Source organism: Type-E symbiont of Plautia stali, from assembly GCF_059731115.1.
Map to the genome: position 1 here is coordinate 3,394,893 of NZ_AP035906.1, position 13,580 is coordinate 3,408,472.

13 protein-coding genes are annotated in these 13,580 nt (G+C 55.8%); 2 read left to right on the forward strand and 11 right to left on the reverse strand.

Annotated features, from left to right (window positions below):
- Positions 1–6: 6 nt before the first annotated feature.
- From prfB to xerD, 4 genes are all read right to left on the reverse strand, one after another.
- Positions 7–1,105, reverse strand: a protein-coding gene (gene prfB, locus AC6I8L_RS15590) for a peptide chain release factor 2 (protein WP_097118019.1) whose coding sequence is annotated in 2 segments (ribosomal slippage) — positions 7–1,029 and positions 1,031–1,105 — 1,098 coding nt in all. Because the reading frame shifts where the segments join, the coding sequence is not laid out codon by codon here.
- A gap of 211 nt (positions 1,106–1,316) precedes the next feature.
- On the reverse strand, positions 1,317–3,041 hold the full coding sequence (recJ, locus tag AC6I8L_RS15595) for a single-stranded-DNA-specific exonuclease RecJ (protein WP_480344363.1): 1,725 nt from the start codon (positions 3,039–3,041) through the stop codon (positions 1,317–1,319).
- Positions 3,042–3,050: 9 nt separating this feature from the next.
- Complete coding sequence (dsbC, locus tag AC6I8L_RS15600; protein WP_058961909.1) at positions 3,051–3,764, reverse strand: bifunctional protein-disulfide isomerase/oxidoreductase DsbC; 714 nt, start codon at positions 3,762–3,764, stop codon at positions 3,051–3,053.
- A 22-nt stretch (positions 3,765–3,786) separates the two neighbouring features.
- Complete coding sequence (gene xerD, locus AC6I8L_RS15605) at positions 3,787–4,680, reverse strand: site-specific tyrosine recombinase XerD (RefSeq protein WP_034823182.1); 894 nt, start codon at positions 4,678–4,680, stop codon at positions 3,787–3,789.
- Between the two features lie 102 nt (positions 4,681–4,782).
- Between xerD and fldB the strand changes: the two genes are divergently transcribed.
- Positions 4,783–5,301, forward strand: a complete 519-nt coding sequence (gene fldB, locus AC6I8L_RS15610; RefSeq protein WP_058961908.1) for a flavodoxin FldB — start codon at positions 4,783–4,785, stop codon at positions 5,299–5,301.
- Here fldB and AC6I8L_RS15615 read toward each other — a convergent pair.
- Positions 5,298–5,717 (reverse strand): protein YgfX, encoded by a 420-nt coding sequence (locus AC6I8L_RS15615; RefSeq protein ID WP_058961907.1) that lies wholly within the window; start codon positions 5,715–5,717, stop codon positions 5,298–5,300. The two genes, fldB and AC6I8L_RS15615, sit on opposite strands and share 4 nt — an antisense overlap.
- The gene (sdhE, locus tag AC6I8L_RS15620; RefSeq protein WP_038645011.1) at positions 5,692–5,958 is read right to left on the reverse strand and encodes an FAD assembly factor SdhE; all 267 of its coding nucleotides are present in this window, start codon (positions 5,956–5,958) and stop codon (positions 5,692–5,694) included. Before sdhE ends, AC6I8L_RS15615 begins: the two co-directional genes overlap by 26 nt.
- 218 nt (positions 5,959–6,176) lie before the next feature.
- Between sdhE and ygfZ the strand changes: the two genes are divergently transcribed.
- Entirely contained in the window at positions 6,177–7,160 is a 984-nt protein-coding gene (ygfZ, locus tag AC6I8L_RS15625) for a tRNA-modifying protein YgfZ (RefSeq protein ID WP_058961906.1), read from the forward strand.
- A gap of 43 nt (positions 7,161–7,203) precedes the next feature.
- On the opposite strand, the gene trhA is transcribed toward ygfZ, so the two are convergent.
- The 5 genes from trhA to gcvT form a co-directional block, all read right to left on the reverse strand.
- Entirely contained in the window at positions 7,204–7,857 is a 654-nt protein-coding gene (trhA, locus tag AC6I8L_RS15630) for a PAQR family membrane homeostasis protein TrhA (RefSeq protein WP_058961905.1), read from the reverse strand.
- Positions 7,858–8,034: 177 nt separating this feature from the next.
- On the reverse strand, positions 8,035–8,778 hold the full coding sequence (locus AC6I8L_RS15635; RefSeq protein WP_058961904.1) for an SDR family oxidoreductase: 744 nt from the start codon (positions 8,776–8,778) through the stop codon (positions 8,035–8,037).
- A 186-nt stretch (positions 8,779–8,964) separates the two neighbouring features.
- Positions 8,965–11,838, reverse strand: a complete 2,874-nt coding sequence (gcvP, locus tag AC6I8L_RS15640) for an aminomethyl-transferring glycine dehydrogenase (protein WP_058961903.1) — start codon at positions 11,836–11,838, stop codon at positions 8,965–8,967.
- Between the two features lie 99 nt (positions 11,839–11,937).
- Entirely contained in the window at positions 11,938–12,324 is a 387-nt protein-coding gene (gene gcvH / locus AC6I8L_RS15645; RefSeq protein ID WP_034823193.1) for a glycine cleavage system protein GcvH, read from the reverse strand.
- A gap of 19 nt (positions 12,325–12,343) precedes the next feature.
- On the reverse strand, positions 12,344–13,441 hold the full coding sequence (gene gcvT / locus AC6I8L_RS15650; protein ID WP_058961902.1) for a glycine cleavage system aminomethyltransferase GcvT: 1,098 nt from the start codon (positions 13,439–13,441) through the stop codon (positions 12,344–12,346).
- Positions 13,442–13,580: the final 139 nt, after the last annotated feature.

Below are 13,580 nucleotides of genomic sequence, written 5' to 3' on the forward strand. Positions count from 1 at the left end.
GGTTCCTTATAACCCTGCTTTTAAACTTGCTTCAATGAAACGGTCGATGTCGCCATCCAGCACCGCTTGCGTGTTGCGCGTCTCTACGCCAGTGCGCAGATCTTTGATACGTGAATCGTCAAGTACGTATGAGCGAATCTGACTGCCCCAGCCAATGTCGGATTTGTTGTCTTCCGCGGCCTGCTTGTCAGCGTTTTTCTTCTGCATCTCATATTCGTACAGCTTCGCACGCAACTGCTTGAAAGCCTGATCTTTGTTCTTGTGCTGTGAACGGTCGTTCTGGCACTGCACCACAATGTTGGTCGGCAAGTGGGTAATTCGCACCGCAGACTCGGTTTTGTTAACGTGCTGGCCGCCCGCGCCAGAGGCACGGTAAACGTCGATACGCAGATCGGCGGGATTGATGTCGATATCGATGTTGTCATCCACTTCCGGGTAGATAAACACCGAACTGAATGAGGTATGACGACGGCCGCCGGAGTCAAATGGACTCTTACGCACCAGGCGATGGACGCCAGTTTCGGTACGCAGCCAGCCAAACGCGTAGTCACCGATGATTTTAATGGTGGCGGATTTAGTACCGGCCACTTCACCGTCTGACTCTTCAATAATTTCGGTTTTATAACCTTTGGCTTCTGCCCAACGCAGGTACATGCGCAGCAGCATACTGGCCCAGTCTTGCGCTTCAGTACCGCCAGAACCGGCCTGAATATCCATGTAGCAATCGGCGCTGTCATACTCGCCAGAGAACATGCGACGGAATTCGAGTTCGCCCAGCTTGGCTTCTAAACCATCCAGCTCGATAACGGCTTCGTTGAAGGTCTCTTCGTCGTCGGCTTCTACAGCCAGATCCAGCAAGCCCTGCACATCTTCCAGGCCCTGACGCATATGATCTAAGGTTTCTACTACCGCTTCCAGCGAAGCACGTTCTTTACCCAGCGCCTGCGCGCGTTCAGGTTCGTTCCAGACGTCAGGCTGTTCCAGCTCGGCGTTTACTTCTTCGAGGCGTTCTTTCTTGGCATCATAGTCAAAGATACCCCCTAAGAACGTCGCTGCGCTCGGTGAGGTCTTGAATACGATTTTTGACCGGATTAATTTCAAACATGGCTTTTCAGTCTTTTTTGACGATTCGGTGAAAGGGGATAAAAAGTAACGCGCTAGTTTACCCGAAACTGCGCGTACTTTGTAGCATTGCAGGTATGCGAGATAGCGCAACAGTGCGCCCAAAGGGATTCGGTTACCCACCATGGCGAACCAGGGTCACTCGCTGCAGGTTACCGGGTGCGCTTTTACACGCCCCCGAATGAATGATGCGGTTATAGCGGCCAGATATGGTCGATAATCAGTTGAACCGAGCGGTTGCCACGGTATTCGTTGATATCGAGTTTGTAGGCTAGCTTCACCTGACGCACGCTGGTATCCGGCCACAAGGTCGTATCAACGTTAAACGCGATGCCATCCAACAGTGGGCCGCCGCCCAGTGGCTCAATCATCACCTTGAGGTGGCGCTCGCCCACCAGCTTTTGTTGCAGCAATTTGAACTGGCCGTCGAACACTGGCTCCGGAAAAGCCTGGCCCCAGGGACCGGCTTCACGCAGCATCTCTGCGGTGTGCAGCGTGAACTCCTGCGCATGCAGTTCGCCATCGGACCAAATCACACCCTGCAGCGCCTCACCATCCAACCACTCGTCGATCAGCGCGGCGAAGCGTTCGCGGAACAGATCATACTTCTCGGTTTCCAGCGACAGGCCCGCCGCCATCGCGTGGCCGCCGAACTTAATCATCATGCCCGGATAGAGCGTGTCGAGACGCTCCAGTGCATCACGTAAGTGCAGCCCCGCAATCGAGCGGCCCGAGCCTTTAAGCGTGCCGTCGCCCGCTGGCGCGAAGGCGATCACCGGGCGATGAAAACGCTCTTTCAACCGTGATGCCAGAATGCCGACCACGCCCTGATGCCATTCGGGATGATAGAAGGCCAGCCCCAGCGGCAAATCGGTGTGCTGGCGTTCCAGCTCATCGCACAGCGCCAGCGCTTCGCTCTTCATGCCCTGCTCAATCTCTTTGCGCGTTTGGTTCAGCGCATCAAGCTCGTTAGCGAGCATGCGCGCCTGCGCAATGTCTTCGGTGAGCAGCAATGCCACTCCGACCGACATATCATCCAGTCGACCGGCTGCATTGAGGCGCGGTCCGACGGCAAAACCGAGATCGCTGGCCGCCAACTGACGCGCATCGCGGTTGGCGATCTCCAGCAGCGCGCGAATCCCCGCCCGACATTTCCCAGCCCGAATACGACTCAAGCCCTGCCACACCAGAATGCGGTTGTTTGCATCCAGCGGCACCACGTCAGCGACGGTGCCCAGTGCGACCAGATCCAGCCACTCCGCCAGATTGGGTTCCGTTTTGCCATCGATAAACCATTTTTGCAGACGCAAATGCGCACGCAGCGCCAGCATCAGATAAAACGCCACCCCCACGCCCGCTAACGAACGCGAAGGGAAGGCGCTGTCATTGAGATTGGGGTTAACGATCGCTTCCGCGTCTGGCAACGTTTCGCCAGGCAAGTGGTGATCGGTAACCAGCACCGGAATACCGTGCTGATGGGCGGTCTCCACGCCTGCATGGGAAGAGATACCGTTATCCACGGTGAGAATCATCTCCGCACCGCGCGCGCGCGCCTGCTCAACCACTTCAGGGCTCAGGCCGTAGCCATCCTCAAAACGGTTGGGCACCAGATAATCGACGTTGCCGCCCATGCTGCGCAGCGCTAAAACAGTTAACGCGGTGCTGGTTGCGCCATCGGCATCGAAATCACCCACCACCACAATACGGCGGCCGGTTTCCAGCATTTGATGCAGTAAGGCTACCGCTTGATCGATGCCACCCAGCGTTTGCCACGGCAGTAGGTTTTTGGCACCGCGCTCAAGTTCAGCAGCCTCTTTCACACCGCGTTGCAGGTACAGGCGGCGCAGTAGCGGGGGTAAGGTATCAGGTAAGCTGGCGTCGGCCTGGATTTCACGCCGACGCAGTTCGACAGAATGCATCACTGTGGATTAACCGCCCCGCTTCTGGCCATCAAGAACCTGTTTCAGCTCCTGCGGGCCCTGATAGCCAGGGATCATCATGCCGGTATCGGTGAGAATGGCGGGCGTGCCCTGAATGCCGTACAGGATGCCCAGCTGATAATGCTTATCCAGATTGATTTTGCAGGTTTCTGGCGCATCCATCTGCGGCGCATCGCCTTTCATGGCGGCATCAAAGGCTTTGTTGCGATCGGCGCTGCACCAGATGGCGCGCATGGCTTTTTCCACCTGGCCGTGCAGACCTTCACGCGGGAAAGCGAGGTAACGCACGGTGATGCCCAGCGCGTTGTAGTCGGCCATCTGCTCATGCAGCTTACGGCAGTAGCCACAGGTGATGTCGGTAAACACGGTAATCACGTGCTGCTCTTTTGGCGCTTTATAAACGATCATTTCCGGCGCCAGCGCAGTAATTTTCTTGTCCAGCAACTGGTTGGTGACGTTCACCGGCTGTGCACCGCTGACATCATACAGTGGGCCCTGAATCATGTGTTTGCCATCTTCAGAGACGTACAGCACACCGCTTTCCGTCAACACGGTTTTCATACCCGCCAGCGGTGAAGGCTGAATCTCTGTCTGCTGCAATCCGAGTTTTTTCAATGCTTGCTGAATGGCGCTGTCATCGGCATGAGCCAGACCGGCAAAGGCGCTGACCAGCAATGCCAGCATCGTTAACTGTTTTTTCATCTCAATTCCTTGTTGCCGCGGTTCAAGCACGCGGATGATGCTGTTGATGTAACTGACGCAGGCGCTCGGTAGCCACGTGCGTATAAATTTGGGTGGTGGAGAGGTCGCTGTGTCCCAGCAACATCTGTACGACGCGCAAATCCGCACCGTGGTTCAGTAAATGTGTGGCAAATGCGTGACGAAGCACGTGTGGTGATAGCTTTTCGCTGTCGATACCGGCAAGGGTGGCATAGTGTTTGATGCGATGCCAGAAAGTCTGACGCGTCATTTGTTGCGCGCGGTTACTGGGGAACATTACATCCAGCGTTTGCCCATTCAGCAACCACGGCCGACCGTGCGCCATATAGTGCTCCAGCCAGTAAATCGCTTCTTCACCTAATGGCACAAGTCGCTCTTTGTTGCCTTTACCGATCACGCGCACCACGCCCTGACGCAAACTGATGTCGCTGAGGGTTAAACCTACCAGCTCCGACACACGTAAACCGGTGGCATACAGCAGTTCCAGCATCGCTTTGTCACGTAGCTCAAGCGGCACATCAATACTCGGTGCCTGTAGCAGACGTTCTACCTGGTTTTCACTGAGGTCTTTTGGCAATCGCTGCGGCAGTTTGGGCGCGGAGAGCAGTGCGCTGGGGTCATCACTACGCAGCTTTTCGCGATAGAGGTATTGAAACAGACGGCGCATCGCGCTGAGCGTACGCGCCGAACTGGTGGCCTTGTAGCCGCCTTCGACGCGTTCGGCGAGAAACTGCTGCAGGTCAAGCGCTTCCAGTGTCAGCAGCGTGCGTTCGTGGTGGTGTAACCAGCCGGTGAGCGTTTGCAAATCCTGGCGGTAGGACGCAAGGGTATTTTGCGCCAGGTTACGCTCAATCCAGAGCGCATCCAGAAATTGTTCAATCAGATCGCTATCCTGCACGGTTCCCCCCAAACACGTGTGAAATCGTGCTCATTATGCCTGAAAGTCACCTGCTTCTGGTACAATTGCGCCAAAGTGAGTTTCAGTCAGAGCATTAATTGCATGAATATCGGTCTGTTTTACGGTTCAAGTACCTGTTACACCGAGATGACGGCGGAGAAGATTCGCGATTTTATCGGTGAAGAGTTAGTCACGCTGCACAACCTCAAAGATGAAGATCCCTCGCTGATGGAGCAGTACGATTTGCTGATCCTCGGCATTCCCACCTGGGATTTCGGTGAGTTGCAGGAAGACTGGGAAGCGGTGTGGCAGCAACTGCCCGCGCTGAATTTGCAGGGTAAAATTGTCGCGCTGTACGGCATGGGCGATCAGGCCGAATATTCAGAGTGGTTCTTAGATGCGCTCGGCATGCTGCATGAATTGCTGCAGCCGATGGGCGTGCAGTTTGTTGGTTACTGGCCGCTGGAAGGCTATGAGTTTGCCAGCAAAAAACCACTCACGGCTGACGGCACCCAGTTTGTCGGCCTGGCACTCGACGACGTGAATCAGTTCGAGCTGAGTGAAGATCGTGTCGAACAGTGGTGCGAACAGATTCTGACGGAAACGGCCGCACTGCTTTAACGCGACGCATCTCTGTCACGCAGAAAACAGCAGGCGCGCAGTGAGCGCCATGCATAGGGCGGCAGGTTATCCATCATCAACCATAGCCGCCAGCGCGTGCCCTGCTGGTTTCGCAACGTCAACAACACGCCGAAAGGCAACCAATCTGCCTGCCGTGCTAATTGCCAGCGCTTTCCATGCCAATGCCAGTCACCCTGTTCATCCAGCCCTAAGCGACCGGTGCGCTGCCTGAGCCGACGCTCATTGCGCCCGCACTCCAGCAGCATCAGAATCAGCAGCGGGGCTTTGCCCCACGCCCAGTCCTCGGGCCACTCAAGACTCAACAGCCAAACGGTGCCCAGCACATACAGCGTCACGTTAAGCGCCCGAGCGCTGCGTGACGGCTGCACATCACATTGGAACCGGTCCGCGTTCACGGTTGCGTTGCTGAATCAGTTGCACCATGCGCTTGAACTCTGGATCAGCGGGTTCGCCGTGGTTCATCAACCAGTTAAACAGGTCGGGATCGTCACTCTTGAGCAGGGCGATAAACACCTGCTTATCGGTGTCAGTGAGCGAGTCATATTCGTATTTGAAGAACGGCATGATGGAGACATCCAGCTCCAGCATGCCGCGACGGCACGCCCACTGAACGCGAGCTTTATCATGAATTTCCATGTGTCTTTTTTCCATGGCTGAAAACAGTGGCGCTCAGTGTACCTGCTTTTTTCTCTGCCTGCAGGCGCAGCGCTGAATGCTGCGTGATATTGCGCACAACAGTTCTACCCATTGCAGGTTTATCACGCGATTTGTGCGCCAGATGAGGTAAACAGGTTGCAAAGCAGCACTGCTCTTTTAACATTGGAAGCAATATTGTTATTAATCAGGACGCACCCATGCCGATTTTCACCCTTCCGCCACGCCAGCCTGCTGCGGCCTCACGCCTGCCATTAACCCTGATCTCCCTCGACGAGTGGGCGCTGGTGTCGGTGCAGGGCAAAGACAGTACGTCATATCTGCAAGGCCAGGTCACTTTAGATGTTGCTGCAATGGACGCCACCCAGCATCGTCCGGCAGCCCATTGTGATGCCAAAGGTAAAATGTGGAGTAACCTGCGTCTGTTTCATCGCGGCGAAGGTTACGTCTACATCGTGCGCCGCAATCTGCGTGAGCAGCAACTTAACGAACTGAAGAAATATGCGGTGTTCGCCAAAGTCACCATCGCTGCCGATGATGATGCAGTGCTGCTGGGTGTGGCCGGTTTTCAGGCACGCACGGCACTGGCTGATGTGTTTGCCACCCTGCCGGATGCAGAAACACCGGTGGTACAACAAGGCGAGAGCACGCTGCTGTGGTTTGAACACCCCGCCGAACGTTTCCTGCTGGTGACCACGCTGGCTCAGGCAGAAACGTTGAAAGAGAAGTTAGCCGGTGCTGCACAGTTCAATGACAGCACGCAGTGGCTGGCGCTGGATATTGAAGCGGGCATTCCGGTGATTGAAACCGCCACCAGCGCGCAGTTGATTCCGCAGGCAACCAACCTGCAGGCGCTGGATGCGATTAGCTTTAAGAAAGGCTGTTACACCGGTCAGGAGATGGTGGCGCGAGCTAAATTCCGCGGGGCCAACAAGCGTGCGCTTTACTGGCTGGCGGGCAGCGCCAGCAAAGTACCGCAGGCTGACGGATCGATGGAGCTGCAAATGGGCGACAAATGGCGTCGTACCGGCACCGTATTGAGCAGTGTGCAGCTGGATGACGGTAGCGTGTGGGTGCAGGTGGTGATGAACAACGATCTGGAGCCGGACAGTGTGCTGCGCGTGGAGGGTGATGAAGGCGGGAAACTGACGATTCAGCCACTGCCGTATTCATTGGTCGATTGATTTGTATTTCGGGTGCGCATAAATGCGCACCCTCTCAGCAACCTTAGGCTACATAAAAGTAAATCGCGCAGAAGTGCAGTACGCTGCCGCCCAGCACAAAGCCGTGCCAGATGGCGTGGTTGTAGGGAATACGCCGCGAGACATAGAAAATTACCCCTAGCGAGTAGACAATCCCGCCCGCAGCCAGCAACCACACACCTCCGGCTGACAGCCTGGTCGCCAACTGATAAATCACCACCAGCGACAACCAACCCATGCTGAGATAGGTGACCAGCGACAGCGCTTTAAAGCGGTGTGCAATCGTCAGTTTAAAGATGATGCCTGCCAGCGCCAGGCTCCAGATCACCACCATTAACCCTTGCGCCAGCGGTGATTTCAGTCCCACCAGCAGGAAAGGCGTATAAGTGCCCGCGATCAGTAAATAGATCGCACAGTGGTCAAATTTCTTCAGCCAATATTTGGCCTTTTGGTGCGGAATGGCGTGATAGAGCGTTGAGGCGAGGAACAGTAAAATCATGCTGCCGCCATACAGACTGTAGCTGGTAATCGCAATGGTGTCGGCTCGCATTTCAATCGCTTGTGTTAGCAGCAACACCGATCCAACAATGCCGAATATGCAGCCAATTCCGTGGCTAATGCTGTTGGCGATCTCTTCGGCTACCGAGTAGCCCTGAGCAAGTATACGATTCTGTGCCATGCGCTAACATCCTGGAAAGAGGGTTAAGAACTGTGTTTTTTATCAACATCAGGGTAACCGGGAAAAATTTCAGAGTACACATGTACGCTAAAATAATTCTATGACAGGCGTGTGACAATTGGCCGATGGCAGCGCCGTTGATCACGCTGCCTCACTGTCGGATAGTCAATCAGAAGATTAGCGGCCACCTGCCGCATCAATAAAGGTGCCGGTGACGTAAGAGGCGGCATCACTTGCCAGCCAGATAATCGCGGCGGCGATCTCTTCAGCCTGCCCGCCGCGCTGCATTGGCAGCGAACTGGCCACGCGGTCTACTCTGCCAGGCTCACCGCCATCCGCGTGCATCTCGGTATAGATTAAACCCGGCCGCACGCTATTGACGCGAATGCCCTGCGCCGCCACTTCCAGCGATAAGCCTTTGGTCAGCGTATCCATGGCCCCTTTTGACGCTGCGTAATCAACATACTCGCCCGGCGCACCGAGACGCGCTGCCGCTGAGGAGACATTGATGATCGAACCGCCTTGCCCGCCGTGTGTGTTACTCATGCGCTTGACCGCTTCACGACAGCAGATAAAGGTGCCAGTAACGTTGGTGGCGAACACGCGCTGAATACGTTCCGCATCGAGATCTTCTACGCGGCACTGCGTAAACAAAATCCCGGCATTATTGACCAGCACGCGCAGGTTGCCTGCCTGCTGATCAAGCTGTTGGAACATGCGCACGACCTGAGCTTCATCGGCGATATCCGCCTGCACGGCAAAGGCGCTGCCGCCCTGTGCTTCGATCTCAGTCACGACCTGCTGAGCTTCAGTGGCGCGCTTACGATAGTTAACTGCAACACGATAACCCGCCTGCGCCAGCATCAAGGCTGTTGCGCGTCCAATGCCACGGCTACCGCCGGTGACTAATGCCAAATCCATGTTGCCTCCAAATAGAAAAAGGGCCGATTTCTCGGCCCTTAGATTAGGGATCAAAATGTGTTTAGCCAAAATAATTTGAGTTGCACAAGGCAGCAGGCCCCACCCTTCCCGCAAGCCCATATAAGTCCGTGAGCGAGGTGAATGAGTGCCGCCAATACAACGGCGGCCCTGAGCATAACGGCTAAATTATTGGTATTCGCTCATTGGAACACAGGAGCAGAACACGTTGCGGTCGCCAAACACATCATCCAGGCGCTTAACCGTTGGCCAGTATTTGTTGGCACTGCCAGCCGGGAACACTGCCAGTTCGCGGGTGTACGGATGCGCCCACTCGCCAACGATCTCCATCTGAGTATGAGGTGCATTTACCAGCGGGTTATCGCCAGCGGGCCATTCGCCGTCGGCTACGCGGTCAATCTCCATGCGGATGGAGAGCATCGCATCGATAAAGCGATCCAGCTCGATTTTGCTTTCGGATTCCGTAGGCTCAACCATCAGTGTCCCGGCCACCGGGAAGGACATGGTTGGCGCGTGGAAGCCATAGTCGATCAAGCGTTTGGCAATATCCAGCTCGCTGATGCCGGTCTGCTCTTTCAGCGGACGAATATCGAGAATACATTCGTGCGCCACACGGCCATCGCGACCTGCATACAGAATCGGATAAGCCGATTGCAGACGGCTGGCAATGTAGTTGGCATTCAGAATGGCTACCGAACTCGCCTGCTTCAGACCCTCCGCGCCCATCATGCGGATGTACATCCAGCTGATTGGCAGAATCGAGGCACTACCGAATGGTGCGGCAGAGACCGCACCTTGCTGCGTCAGCACTCCATCAATTTGCACCACGCTGTGACCCGGTACAAACGGAGCCAGATGCGCTTTCACACCGATTGGGCCCATGCCTGGACCGCCACCGCCGTGTGGAATGCAGAAGGTTTTATGCAGGTTAAGGTGCGAGACATCTGCGCCGATGTAACCTGGCGTGGTGATGCCCACCTGGGCGTTCATGTTGGCGCCATCCAGGTAAACCTGACCGCCATACTGATGCACGATCTGGCACACTTCACGAATGGTTTCTTCGTACACGCCGTGGGTTGAAGGATAAGTCACCATGATGCAAGACAGCTCATCGCCAACCTGAGCGGCTTTCTCACGCAGATCGCCGAGATCGATGTTGCCTTGTTTATCACAGGCCACCACCACCACTGCCATGCCCGCCATCTGTGCGGAAGCCGGGTTAGTACCGTGCGCAGAACTTGGGATCAGGCAGACATTACGTCCACCTTCGTTGCGGCTCTCGTGATAACGACGAATCGCCAGCAGACCAGCATATTCACCCTGCGCACCGGAGTTTGGCTGCATGCAGAGTGCATCGTAACCGGTGAGCTGTACCAGCCACTGTGACAGCTGGCCAATCATCTGCAGATAGCCTGAAGCCTGTTCTGCCGGGCAGAATGGATGCAGCTCGGCGAATTCTGGCCAGGTGATCGGGATCATTTCGGCTGCGGCGTTGAGTTTCATGGTGCACGAACCGAGCGGGATCATCGCCTGATTCAGCGCCAAATCCTTTTTCTCCAGGCTGTGCATGTAACGCATCATCTCGGTTTCGCTGTGATGACGGTTAAACACTGGATGGGTCAGGAACTCGCTTTCACGCGACATGCCTGCCGGGATCGCGCTGTTTTCCGCGGCTACGCTGGTATCCAGAGCATCAATCTCCTGACCGTGCGCATCACCCAGCAGAATGGCAAACAGCGTCTGCACATCTTCGCGTGAGGTGGTTTCATCCAGCGTGATACCCACGCCGTTGAGCACGTCACTGCGCAGGTTGACGCCAAAGCTCAGCGCGCGATTCAGCACTTCGGCTTTATCGGCGACTTCAACTGTTAAGGTATCGAACCAGCTGTTGTGACGCAGCTTCAGTCCACCGTTTTTCAGGCCAGCGGCCAGAATACTGGTCAGACGATGAATGCGCGAGGCGATGCGCTTGAGGCCCGCCGGACCATGATAAACCGCATACAGGCCGGCGATGTTTGCCAGCAGCACCTGTGACGTACAGATGTTGGAGTTGGCCTTCTCACGACGGATGTGCTGCTCACGGGTTTGCATCGCCATACGCAGTGCAGTGTTGCCAGCAGCATCACGTGAAACACCGATGATACGACCCGGCATTGAACGTTTGTGCTCATCGCGGCTGGCGAAGAACGCAGCGTGTGGACCGCCGTAACCCATCGGCACACCAAAGCGCTGAGCGGAACCAAAAACAATATCTGCGCCCTGCTTGCCCGGAGCTTCGATTTGCACCAGCGCCATGAAATCGGCGGCCACGCTCACCACCACTTTGCGGGTTTTCAGCTCGGCAATCAGTGCACGGTAGTCATGCACTTCACCGCTGGTGCCCACCTGCTGCAGCAGCACGCCAAACAGGTCGTCGTGATCCAGCGCTTTGCTGGCGCTGTCGATGATCAGTTCAAAACCAAAGGTTTCTGCACGCGTGCGCACCACATCCAGGGTTTGCGGATGGATGTCTTCGGCGATAAAGAATTTACCGGCATTTTTCAGTTTGCTGACGCGCTTCGCCATCGCCATCGCTTCGGCGGCGGCAGTGGCTTCATCGAGCAGTGAAGCAGAGGCGATATCCAGACCGGTTAAGTCCAGCGTCAGGGTCTGGAAGTTCAACAGCGCTTCAAGGCGGCCCTGCGAAACTTCTGGCTGATACGGGGTGTACGCCGTGTACCAGCCTGGGTTTTCCAGCATGTTACGCAGGATAACCGGTGGGGTGATCACGGCACTGTAGCCCATGCCGATCCAGGATTTGTAGATTTGGTTCTGACTGGCAATGGCTTTCAGCTCTGCCAGCGCTTGCTGTTCGGTCGCGGCATCACCGACCGCAGGCGGGCCTGGCAATTGGATGTCGGCAGGCACGATGGCGCTGATCAGTGATTCCAGAGAGCTGGCACCAATCGCTTCCAGCATGGTGGCCTGCTGCGCGGGTGTAGGACCGATATGGCGCTCAATGAAGGCACCGTTGTGTTCAAGCTGGCTGAGAGTCTGGGTCATTTGCAGTAAATCCTGAATCGGGCTGGGTTACAAAAATGGCATTAAATCAGGCAGATAAAAAAGAAGGCGCTGCAATGCAGCACCTCCGATGACTACCGGTTACTCGTCGATAGCGCCTTTATAGGCATCGGCGTCGAGCATCGAATCAAGTTCTGAAACGTCGCTGGCTTTAATACGGAATAACCAGCCTGCGGCGTACGGTTCGCTGTTGACCAGCTCCGGTGCGTCGGCCAGCTCTTCGTTCACGGCAACGATTTCACCGCTCAGTGGGGCATAGATGTCTGAGGCGGCTTTCACCGACTCCGCGACGGCACAGTCATCACCGGCAGCGAAAGTGGCGCCCACATCAGGCAGATCCACAAACACCATATCGCCCAGCAGTTCCTGCGCGTGTTCGGTGATACCCACGGTGAAGGTGCCATCGGCTTCTTTACGCACCCACTCGTGACTATCGCGGTATTTCAATTCATTAGGCACATTGCTCATCGCCATTTCTCCTGAAAAATTACTGAGCGACCGGCTTGCCGGCGCGAACAAAAATCGGTTTGGTGACTTTCACCGGCATTTCACGATTGCGGATCTCTACAATCGCTTGCTCACCAATGCCCGCTGGCACACGTGCCAGCGCGATGCTATAACCCAGCGTCGGGGAGAAGGAACCACTGGTAATAATACCCTGCTGTGGCTGACCTTGTTCATCGGTGAAACGCACCGGCAAGCCGTTTCGTAGCACCCCTTTTTCGGTCATGATCAAACCCACCAGCTTTTCAGTGCCATGTTCACGTTGCGCTTCTAGCGCCTCGCGGCCGATGAAATCGCGATCGGTCGGTTCCCAGCTCACAGTCCAACCCATATTGGCCGCCAGCGGTGAAACGCCTTCATCCATTTCCTGACCGTAGAGATTCATCCCCGCTTCCAGACGCAGCGTGTCACGCGCACCCAGGCCAGCCGGCTTGACGCCTGCTGCCAGCAGTTTCTGCCAGAAATCGGCCGCTTCACTGTTCGGCATCGCAATTTCATAACCGGCTTCACCGGTATAACCGGTGGTGGCGATGAACAGGGTTTCGCTTTGCACACCGAAGAACGGTTTCATGCCCGCTACAGCTTCACGCTGCGCCGCAGTAAACAACGTCTGTGCTTTCTGCTGCGCCTGCGGGCCTTGTACGGCAATCAGCGCCAGGTCGTCACGCTCGGTGAGTTCGACACCAAACGGCTGAGCGTGCTGTTTGATCCACGCCAAATCCTTCTCACGCGTCGCGGAGTTCACCACTAAACGGAAAAAGTCTTCGGTCATAAAGTAAACAATCAAATCATCAATGACGCCAGCCGAAGCATTCAGCATGCCGGTGTAGAGGGCTTTGCCGGGTTGCGTCAGTTTGGCGACATCGTTGGCCAGCAGATAACGCAGGAATTCACGGGTGCGGACACCGTGCAGATCGACGATGGTCATGTGGGAAACATCAAACATACCGGCATCGTTGCGCACCACATGATGCTCATCCATTTGCGAGCCGTAATGCAGTGGCATCATCCAGCCATGGAAGTCCACCATGCGCGCACCGCATGCCTGATGCTGTTCGAATAGAGGCGTTTGCTGAGTCATAACCATCCTGTGAAAACAAGTGAGTGTGACGCGCCTGCGCCGCCTGTACAGGCTGACGCAAACGTTCTCTTTGTGCTGAAGTTACCACCGAACGCGGCGATTAACCATAAGGTAAACGAGGGCGAAACAGTACCACCCT

Excerpts from the sequence above, each read along its gene's own strand:
- recJ (WP_480344363.1), bottom strand. The coding sequence starts at position 3,041 with ATGCATTCTGTCGAACTGCGTCGGCGTGAAATCCAGGCCGACGCCAGC.
- dsbC (WP_058961909.1), bottom strand. The coding sequence starts at position 3,764 with ATGAAAAAACAGTTAACGATGCTGGCATTGCTGGTCAGCGCCTTTGCC.
- fldB (WP_058961908.1), top strand. The coding sequence starts at position 4,783 with ATGAATATCGGTCTGTTTTACGGTTCAAGTACCTGTTACACCGAGATG.
- sdhE (WP_038645011.1), bottom strand. The coding sequence starts at position 5,958 with ATGGAAATTCATGATAAAGCTCGCGTTCAGTGGGCGTGCCGTCGCGGC.
- ygfZ (WP_058961906.1), top strand. The coding sequence starts at position 6,177 with ATGCCGATTTTCACCCTTCCGCCACGCCAGCCTGCTGCGGCCTCACGC.
- trhA (WP_058961905.1), bottom strand. The coding sequence starts at position 7,857 with ATGGCACAGAATCGTATACTTGCTCAGGGCTACTCGGTAGCCGAAGAG.
- AC6I8L_RS15635 (WP_058961904.1), bottom strand. The coding sequence starts at position 8,778 with ATGGATTTGGCATTAGTCACCGGCGGTAGCCGTGGCATTGGACGCGCA.
- gcvP (WP_058961903.1), bottom strand. The coding sequence starts at position 11,838 with ATGACCCAGACTCTCAGCCAGCTTGAACACAACGGTGCCTTCATTGAG.
- gcvH (WP_034823193.1), bottom strand. The coding sequence starts at position 12,324 with ATGAGCAATGTGCCTAATGAATTGAAATACCGCGATAGTCACGAGTGG.
- gcvT (WP_058961902.1), bottom strand. The coding sequence starts at position 13,441 with ATGACTCAGCAAACGCCTCTATTCGAACAGCATCAGGCATGCGGTGCG.